Source organism: Dietzia maris, assembly GCF_014144855.1.
Taxonomy (GTDB): Bacteria; Actinomycetota; Actinomycetes; order Mycobacteriales; family Mycobacteriaceae; genus Dietzia; species Dietzia kunjamensis.
Genome location: NZ_JAALDN010000205.1, coordinates 1 through 8,824, shown reverse-complemented (window position 1 = coordinate 8,824; position 8,824 = coordinate 1). Strand labels below are relative to the sequence as shown.

At 70.8% G+C, this 8,824-nt stretch carries 9 protein-coding genes; all 9 read left to right on the top strand.

What is annotated here, in order from left to right:
• Positions 1-54: 54 nt before the first annotated feature.
• Positions 55-1,383 (top strand): M16 family metallopeptidase, encoded by a 1,329-nt coding sequence (locus G6024_RS07365; RefSeq protein WP_159148381.1) that lies wholly within the window; start codon positions 55-57, stop codon positions 1,381-1,383.
• A gap of 36 nt (positions 1,384-1,419) precedes the next feature.
• Positions 1,420-2,169, top strand: coding sequence for a 4-hydroxy-tetrahydrodipicolinate reductase (gene dapB, locus G6024_RS07360; protein ID WP_067717713.1), 750 nt, complete (start codon positions 1,420-1,422; stop codon positions 2,167-2,169).
• Between the two features lie 10 nt (positions 2,170-2,179).
• Positions 2,180-2,659, top strand: coding sequence for a hypothetical protein (locus G6024_RS07355; RefSeq protein ID WP_096905350.1), 480 nt, complete (start codon positions 2,180-2,182; stop codon positions 2,657-2,659).
• Positions 2,656-3,108, top strand: coding sequence for a flavodoxin family protein (locus G6024_RS07350; protein ID WP_069388843.1), 453 nt, complete (start codon positions 2,656-2,658; stop codon positions 3,106-3,108). Before G6024_RS07355 ends, G6024_RS07350 begins: the two co-directional genes overlap by 4 nt.
• A 32-nt stretch (positions 3,109-3,140) precedes the next feature.
• Positions 3,141-3,893: an FAD-dependent thymidylate synthase gene (thyX, locus tag G6024_RS07345; RefSeq protein WP_067717719.1), complete on the top strand. Its 753-nt coding sequence runs from the start codon at positions 3,141-3,143 to the stop codon at positions 3,891-3,893.
• 58 nt (positions 3,894-3,951) lie between these two features.
• Positions 3,952-4,911: a 4-hydroxy-tetrahydrodipicolinate synthase gene (gene dapA / locus G6024_RS07340; protein WP_096907226.1), complete on the top strand. Its 960-nt coding sequence runs from the start codon at positions 3,952-3,954 to the stop codon at positions 4,909-4,911.
• The gene (locus G6024_RS07335) at positions 4,908-7,055 is read left to right on the top strand and encodes a ribonuclease J (RefSeq protein WP_277355615.1); all 2,148 of its coding nucleotides are present in this window, start codon (positions 4,908-4,910) and stop codon (positions 7,053-7,055) included. The genes dapA and G6024_RS07335 overlap by 4 nt, the downstream gene beginning before the upstream one ends.
• Positions 7,056-7,060: 5 nt before the next feature.
• The gene (locus G6024_RS07330) at positions 7,061-7,717 is read left to right on the top strand and encodes a TIGR03085 family metal-binding protein (protein WP_083249542.1); all 657 of its coding nucleotides are present in this window, start codon (positions 7,061-7,063) and stop codon (positions 7,715-7,717) included.
• A gap of 61 nt (positions 7,718-7,778) precedes the next feature.
• The coding region (locus tag G6024_RS07325; RefSeq protein ID WP_241728236.1) for a DNA translocase FtsK 4TM domain-containing protein at positions 7,779-8,824 on the top strand (1,046 nt) is incomplete at its 3' end.

Sequence of the window (8,824 nt, the reverse complement as noted above, 5' to 3'; positions counted from 1 at the left end):
CACGCACCCCGCGCGCGGGGTGCGTGCCTCGTTCGTCGACAGAAGGGAAGGGCCGTGAACCCGACGATCCGCGTGGACCGGTCGATCCCGGGCGTGCGTGTGGTGACCGAAGACCTACCGTGGTGCCACACCGCGGCGGTCGGGGTCTGGATAGGGTCCGGATCCGCGGACGAGGGCCCCGGGGAACACGGCGCCGCGCACTTCCTGGAGCACGTCCTGTTCAAGCGCACCAGCTCGGCGTCCGGTCTGGAGTTGTCCCAGCGTATCGACCTGCTGGGTGGTGACCTCAACGCCTTCACGGGACGCGAGCACACCTGCTATCACGTCCACGTCCCCGCCGAGGGGCTGGACACCGCGGTGGACGTCCTGGTGGACGTCGTCGCCAACGGGTCCTGTGACCCCGCCGACGTCGAGATCGAGCGTGACATCGTGCTCGACGAGCTCGCCGGCCGTGCGGACGACCCGGAGGACCTCGCCTGCGAACTGGTCGCCACCGCGGCCCTCGGTAGCGACCCGCTCGCCCGCCCGATCATCGGGACCGAGGAGTCGGTGGAAGCACTGGACGCCGAGACCCTACGGGCATTCCACCGACGCATGCTCGGTGCCGGCGACGTCGTTGTCGCGGCGGCCGGGCGTCTCGACCACGACGCCCTCGTGCGCCGGATCGCCGCCGGGCCACTGGCGGCGGCGGTCTCCCGCCACGGAACGTCGCGGGACGGCGCCGATCTCGGGACCGCGACCGGCGGTGGCGACACCGGACCGGGCGCGGGGGTCCCCGGGTGGGCGGCGACGTCCGTGCTCACCGGTGAGGACGACGACTCCGAACAGGCGTTGATCGCCCTCGCCCGCAGAACCCCGGCCCGTGATCACCGGGACCGGGCCGCGGCGCAGGTCGGCACCGCGGTTCTCGGCGGGGGACTGAGCTCCCGGTTGTTCCAACGCATCCGCGAGGAGCTCGGTCTGGCATACACGGTCTACGCGGGGATGGACCAGTTCCGGCCGACCGGTCTGCTCACGGTGGTGGCCGGCGCCCCGGTCGACCGGGTGGACGCACTGTGCGACGAGGTGGGCGAGGTCGTGTCCGGGATGCTGGCCGCGCCGCCCGCCGCCGACGAGGTGGGTCGGGCGATCGGCCACCTCACGGGGTCGATCAGGCTCGGGTTGGACGATCCACTCTCCCGCATGACGCGGATCGGTCGACACCTCCTGGACCGCGACACGGTGGTCCCCGTCGAGGAATCGGTGGCCAGGCTCCGTCGGGTCACCCGCGACGAGGTCGCCGCCTACTGGACCGACGAGTCCGCCCCGTGGTGTCTGGCGGCGGTCGGCCCCGGGATGCCCGGCGACGGCGCGGCTGGACTGCTCGGGCGCGTCGGCGGATAGGCTGGACGGGCTCGACGAGGACCACGTGAGGAGACGATGACGGTGACGAAGGTCGGAGTGCTCGGCGCACGCGGCAAGGTGGGGACGGCGATCTGTGAGGCCGTCCGTGACGCGGAGGACCTCGAACTCGTCGCGGAGGTCGACCAGGGCGATCCGCTGGACGCGCTCGTCGACTCCGGTGCCGAGGTCGTGGTGGACTTCACCCACCCGGACGTGGTGATGGACAACCTCGAGTACTGCGTGGCCAACGGCATCCACGCGGTGGTCGGCACCACCGGGTTCACCGAGGACCGTCTCACCACCCTCAGGGGGTGGCTGGAGGACAGTCCCGGGACCGGTGTACTGGTCGCGCCGAACTTCGCCATCGGCGCCATTCTGATGATGCGGTTCGCGGTCCAGGCCGCGAAGTACTTCCCGTCCGCCGAGATCGTCGAGCTGCATCATCCCAACAAGGCCGACGCGCCGTCGGGGACGGCCCACCGCACCGCCGCCATGATGGCGGCGGCTCGCCGGGAGGCGGGGCTCGGGCCGTCGCCCGATGCCACGTCCACGGAACTCGACGGGGCCCGCGGCGCCGACGTCGACGGGATCCGCGTGCACTCGGTGCGACTGTCGGGCCTCGTCGCCCACCAAGAGGTGCTGCTCGGGACGCAGGGGGAGACCCTCACCCTCCGGCACGACTCGCTGGACCGCACCTCGTTCGCGCCCGGGGTGCTTCTGGGGGTCCGCTCGATCGCCGGGGCCCCGGGCCTGACCGTCGGGCTCGACTCCTTCATGGACCTCTAGGACCACCGCCGTGGAGCGCATCGTCAAGCCCCTGGTCATGGCCCTCACGGCGCTGGGCCTGGTCGTGGCCTTCGGGTACCTGCTGTACCTCGGCTGGTCGATGGTCAGCGCCTCCGACTATCTGGCCGTGCGCGGGCTCGGGGCGGGGATCATCCTGCTCACCGGCGTCGGCGCCTGGGCGACCTGGGCCATCGTCCGCAACGGTCTCGAACTCCAGAGGATCTCGGCCGCCGCCGCGGCGGAAGGGATCGAGCTCGATGTCGCGGACATGGAGCGACGCCCCTCCGGTCGGCTCCAGCATGACGCGGCGGACGCGCTGTTCGACCGGGTCAGCGCCGAGTACCAGGCCGCCCCCGATGACTGGCGGACGACCTACCGGCTGGCGCGGGCCTACGACCACGCCGGCGACCGCGTCCGCGCCCGGGAGGTCATGAAGGCCGCCATCGGGCTGCGCGAGACGGAACTCACCTCGGGGAAGGGGCTGGGATGAGCACGGTACTGGTCGTGCACCACGCCCCGTCACCACGCCTGCGACGCATTCTCGAAGCACTCGTCACCGGTCTCGACCATCCCGAACTCGAAGGGATCGCGGTCGAGTCCGTCCCCGCGTTGGCCACCACCGACGACCACGTCCTGCGTGCCGACGGCTATGTCCTGCTCACCCCGGCCAATTTCGGGTACATGTCCGGCGCGCTCAAGCATTTCTTCGACCGCACCTACTACACCTGCGAAGGAGCGGTGGCAGGCCGGCCGTACGCCCTGTGCGTGCACGGGGACAACGACACCGCGGGAGCGGTCACCTCGGTCGAACGGATCGCCACCGGCTGGGGACTGCAGGCCGTCGCCCCCGCAGTCCGGTTGACCGGCGAACCCGGACGCCAGGATCTCGACACCGCCGCCGAGGTCGCGGCCACCGTCGCCGCACATCTGCTCGGCTGAACCGCCGGGCACATCATCGAAGGAGTCAAGCGATGTCCGAGCTCGTCCGCCGGCAGGTCCGCCTGGTCGCGCACACCGAGTTCATCCCGCCCGACGAGGTCGAGTGGGAGACGGACGCCGAGGGCGGATCCGCGCTGGCCGAGTTCGCGGGGCGGGCCTGCTACCAGAGCTGGGAGAAGCCGAATCCGCGCACCGCGACCAACGCCGGGTATCTGCGGCACATCCTCGAGGTCGGGCACCTGTCGGTGTTCGAGCACGCGAGTGTGTCGTTCTACATCACCGGGATCTCCCGCTCGTGCACCCACGAACTGATCCGGCACCGGCACTTCTCTTACAGCCAGTTGTCCCAGCGCTTCGTCCCCGAGCACGACTCGAAGGTGGTGCCCCCACCGGCGATAGCGGACGATCCCGAGCTCGTCGAGATCTTCCGGCGCGCGACCGACGCCTCCCGTGACGCCTACGCGGAGATGTTGGCGAAACTCGAGGACAGGTTCGCGGACGTACCCAACCCCATGCTGCGGCACAAGCAGGCCCGGCAGGCCGCCCGCTCCGTGCTACCGAACGCCACCGAGACCCGGATCGTCGTGACGGGGAACTACCGCTCGTGGCGCCACTTCATCGGGATGCGCGCCACCGAGCACGCCGACACCGAGATCCGGGGCCTGGCGATCGACGTACTCCGTCGTCTCCGCGAGGCGGCGCCGGCGGTGTTCTCGGACTTCGAGATCGCCACGCTGGAGGACGGCTCGGAGATCGCGGTCAGCCCCTACGTTCTCGAGGGATGACGACGCCCCCAGGGTGGGAATCGGGGTCTGCCGGGTACTGCGGGTAGTCTGGGAGACCATGACACACGTGACCACCGGGGGCCCTGTCGGCCGGCAAGCGCCGACCGACCGTGGCCGGGCCCCCGCCGATACAGGGCGCCCCGCGCCGTTCGGCACGGTCGTCACGGCGATGGTGACCCCGTTCGGGTCCGACGGTTACGTCGATCTGAAGGCCGTCGCACGTGTCGCGCGGCATCTCGTGGACTCGGGGTGCGACGGTCTCGTCGTCTCCGGCACCACGGGGGAATCGCCCACCACCACCGACGCGGAGAAGATCGCGGTCCTCGAGACCGTCCTCGCCGAAGTGGGGGACCGGGCGACGATCGTCGCGGGTGTCGGTACGTACGACACCGCGCACTCGGTGCACGCGGCCAAGCAGGCCGCTGCCTCCGGGGCGCACGGACTGCTCGTGGTGACGCCGTACTACTCGAAGCCCACCCAGGCAGGTCTGGACGTCCACTTCCGGACGATCGCCGACGCGACCGACCGGCCCGTGATGCTCTACGACATCCCGCCGAGATCGGTGGTCCCCATCCAGGCGGACACCCTGATCGGTCTGTCCGACCACCCGAACATCGTGGCGGTCAAGGACGCGAAGGGCGACTTCCACGACGCCGTCACCGTCATGTCCCACTGCGACCTCGTCTATTACTCGGGGGACGACCAACTCAACCTCCCGTGGCTGGCCGTCGGAGCGACCGGGTTCGTCAGCGTGATCGGCCATGTGGCCGCGTCACGGCTGGTCGACCTGCGCCGTGCGTACCTGAGTGGCGACATCGAGACGGCACGACGTATCAACCTCGGACTCCTCCCGCTCTTCGACGCCCAGCGGGCGCTCGGAGGTGTGTCGATGTCCAAAGCAGCACTAGAACTTCTCGGGGTCCCGGCCGGTGTGCCGCGACTCCCGCAGTTACCACCAACCGACGAGCAGCGAGACGCCCTCGCGGCGCTGCTGCACAGAGCAGGAGTCACCAGATGACGGAAAGTACCTCCACCGGCCGCGGACGCGGCCGCACCCGACGTGCCGCGGGACGGCCCTCGGGAGAGCCGGCGGCCACGGCCGCCGTGCAGTTCACCGAGCCCACCCCGGTAGCCGACGCCCCCGCCGCAGACGCGGGGCAGGGACGCTCCGATCGGGCCAAGGGTAGGCAGGACCAGCCCCAGCAGGGTAGGAACCAGCAGGGCGACGGCCCGAAGGACGGCGGCCAGAAAGACAGCGGCCAGAAGGACTCGCCCAAGGGCGGATCGCGTGGCCGGGGCAGGGGGTCGTCCTCGGGCGCCAAGGGCGGATCGTCGGGCGGCGACCAGAACGGCGGCCAGAACTCGGGCGGCCAGAAGGGCGGCCGTGGTCGCAGCGGACGCGGCCGGGGTCGCGGCGACACCTCCACCGCCGAGTTCGGTGGCGTGAAGACCATGCAGGGCGGCGACATGACGGTCCGCCTGCCCAGCCCGCCCAAGCCCCGTAAGGGTGCGCTGCGCATGGTGGCGCTCGGCGGCGTCACGGAGATCGGCCGCAACATGATGACCTTCGAGTACGACTCGAAGCTGCTCATCGTCGACTGCGGCGTCCTCTTCCCGAGCTCGACCGAGCCCGGCGTCGACCTCATCCTCCCGGACTTCGGCCACATCGAGGATCGTCTGGACCAGGTCGAGGCGCTCGTGCTGACCCACGCCCACGAGGACCACATCGGGGCGATCCCGTTCCTGCTCAAGCTGCGCCCGGACATCCCGGTCATCGGATCGCGGTTCACGCTCGCGCTGGTGGCCGCGAAGTGCCGCGAGCATCGCATCAAGCCGGTCTTCCGCGAGGTCGACGAGTCCAGCGTGAGCACCCTGGGCAAGTTCGAGGTGCGCTACTTCGACGTCAACCACTCCATCCCCGAGTGCCTCGGCCTGGTCATCCGCGCCGGTGGCCAGTCGGTGATGATGACGGGCGACATCAAGCTCGACCAGCTGCCCACGGACAAGCGCCCCACCGACCTGCCCAAGATGGGGCGATTCGGCGACGAGGGCGTCGACCTGCTGCTGATGGATTCGACCAACGCCACCACTCCGGGGGTCAGTCGCTCGGAGTCGGAGATCGGTCCCGCGCTCCAGCGGCTCATCTCCGACGCGCGTCAGCTCGTCGTGGTGGCCTGCTTCGCGTCCAACGTCTACCGCGTCCAGTCCGTCATCGCGGCCGCTGCCGCGAGCGGTCGCAAGGTCGCTCTCACCGGTCGGTCGATGATCCGGAACATGGAGATCGCCCTCGAGATGGGCCTGCTCACCGATCCGAACAAGGTGATCGTGGACATGGACACGGCCGCCAAGCTCCCGTCGGAGAAGGTCGTCGTCATGACGACCGGGACCCAGGGTGAGTCCATGGCGGGGCTCTCCCGGATGGCCCGCCGCGAGCACCGGCAGATCAACCTCTCCGAGGGCGACACCGTGCTGTTCTCCTCGTCGATCGTGCCGGGCAACGAGGAGCCCGTCTTCAGCGTGCAGAACAGCCTGTCCCAGATGGGTGTGAACGTGGTGACCAGCCGCGAGGCCAACATCCACGTCTCCGGCCACGGGGACGCGGGCGAGCTGCTCTTCGTCTACAACGCCGTACGGCCGAAGAACGCCATGCCGGTCCACGGTGAGTGGCGGCACCTGCGCGCCAACAAGGCGCTGGCGATCGCCACCGGGGTACCGGAGGAGAACGTCGTCCTGGCGCAGAACGGCGTCGTGGTCGACCTCGTGGACGGCAAGGCCTCCGTGGTCGGCCAGATCCCGGTCGGCAACCTGTACGTCGACGGCCTGTCCACCGGCGACGTCGGCGACACGGTCCTCGCGGACCGGACCGCCCTCGGCGAGGACGGCTTCATCGTCGCGACAGTCGTGGTGGACCCGCGAACCGGCCGGCCGGTGAGCAAGCCCCAGATCATCGGTAAGGGCTTCACCGACGAGCCCGGCGCACTCGACCCGGTCGTGGAACTCGTGGAGAACGCGCTGTGGGACCTGGCCGGCGAGGGCGAGACCGATCCGTACCGTCTCGCCCAGGCCGTGCGGCGCGTGGTCGGCCGGTGGGTGTCGGACAAGTGGCGCCGCAAGCCCATGATCGTGCCCACCGTCATCACCTCCGCCGTCGCGCAGGGCTGAGTCCGGTGAGTCCCGGCCGTCCGACCCTCGCACAGCGGGAGCGCAGCGCTCTCGTGGAGAGCATGCGTGCCACCGGGCCCGACGCCCCGACGCTGTGCGAGGGCTGGACGACCAGGGACCTGGCCGCACACCTCGTCGTGCGGGAGTACCGACCCGACGCGGCGGCGGGGATAGTCGTCCCCGCCCTCGCGGACCGGATGGAGCACCTGCGCCTGAGGGAGGCCGAGCGCCCGTGGGAAGACCTGCTCGACACGATCGCCGGGGGAGCTCCCTGGTACTCACCGCTGCGCTACGCGGACCGGGTCGCGAACCTGGCCGAGTACCTCGTCCACCACGAGGACGTGCGCAGGGGGCGCCCCGGGTGGGCACCCCGCGAGTTCGAGGTGGACGACCTCGAACGGGTCTGGTCCCTCGCCACGACCGTGGCGAAGACCTTCCTGCGCAAGGTCGGTGCCCGCGTCGACCTGCGCACCCCGGCCCACGTGGGATCGGCCACGATCGCGTCGGTCTCGACGGGTGCGGCGCTCGCCCCGCTGGTGAGCATCACGGCGGATCCCGTCGAGTTCCTCCTGTGGACGTTCGGTCGCGATGAGGTCGAGATCGACATCTCCGGTGCCCAGCGGGGGATCGACGCGCTCGAAGCCGTCCCACGCGGCATCTGAACCACCCCACCCCCGTGTGGCTGCTGTTACCAGTGGTGCTCCAGACGATAGAGTGACGGCCATGGCATCCAGCTCGAGCACGCGCTCCACCCGTGCCCCCGGCGGCCGACGTCCGGCTTCGACCTCGGGAGCACAGCGATCGACCAAACCCACCCCGTCGTCGTCGCGGGGTGGCGGTTCCCGTCGCGGTGCGGTCGTCTCGACCCCCAAGAAGGGGACCCGCAGCGGTCCTCGTACCGCCGTCCCGGCGCCGGAACGCACCACGGGTGCGTTCGGTGCCGTGGGGCGTGGGCTGCGCGGAGGGTGGTCCGCGATGGCGAAGGGTGTCGGCCACGGGGTCCGTGGCCTCGGTGGTGGGGACGACGACGACAAGGTGGTCCCGCCGCACCGCCGTGACGGTCTCGGCCTGATCCTCATCGGCGTGGCGATCGTGTTCGTCGGCGCCGTGTGGTTCGGCGCGGCCGGCCCGATCGGCCACTGGATCGACACCGGGATCCGGACGGTGGTCGGTACCCCCGGTGCCCTCCTGCCGCTCCTGCTGGGCGGATGGGGCGTGCTCGTCATGGCCCGCGAACCCCGTCCCGACGTGCACTCGCGCTGGCTGGTCGGAACGACCGTCGCCGCTCTCGGTGTGCTCGGACTGTGGCACCTGGGGTCCGGCTCGCCGACCGATCCCGACGGGGTGCGGTCCGGCGCCGGGGTGCTCGGCCGGATCGTCGGTGGAACGCTCGAAGCCGGCCTGTCCGTCTTCGTCGCGGTACCGCTCCTCGTGCTGCTCGTCGCGTTCGGGATCCTGGTGATGGTGGGGCGGCCCGCGCGCGAGATCCCCGGGATCGTCCGCGGGTTCTTCGGCTGGGACGGCAGCGGCGACATCGTCGACCACGACTACGTCGATTCCGACGAGGACTGGGACGACGAGATGACCACGGCGTACCCGATCGCGGAGACGACGCGGGCGTCCGAGACCGAGCGCTCGGCGACGCGGCGCAGCTCCCGCCGCCGGATCGCCGCGTGGTCCGATACCCCCACGGCGGGCGAGACGGTCGAGATGCCCCGCGCCTCGCGGCCATCCGCCGAGCCCGAGGCGGCACCGGAGGTCGCCGACCT

Coding starts and splice junctions, on each gene's coding strand:
- dapB (WP_067717713.1), top strand. CDS start 1,420: ATGACGGTGACGAAGGTCGGAGTGCTCGGCGCACGCGGCAAGGTGGGG.
- G6024_RS07350 (WP_069388843.1), top strand. CDS start 2,656: ATGAGCACGGTACTGGTCGTGCACCACGCCCCGTCACCACGCCTGCGA.
- thyX (WP_067717719.1), top strand. CDS start 3,141: ATGTCCGAGCTCGTCCGCCGGCAGGTCCGCCTGGTCGCGCACACCGAG.
- dapA (WP_096907226.1), top strand. CDS start 3,952: ATGACACACGTGACCACCGGGGGCCCTGTCGGCCGGCAAGCGCCGACC.
- G6024_RS07335 (WP_277355615.1), top strand. CDS start 4,908: ATGACGGAAAGTACCTCCACCGGCCGCGGACGCGGCCGCACCCGACGT.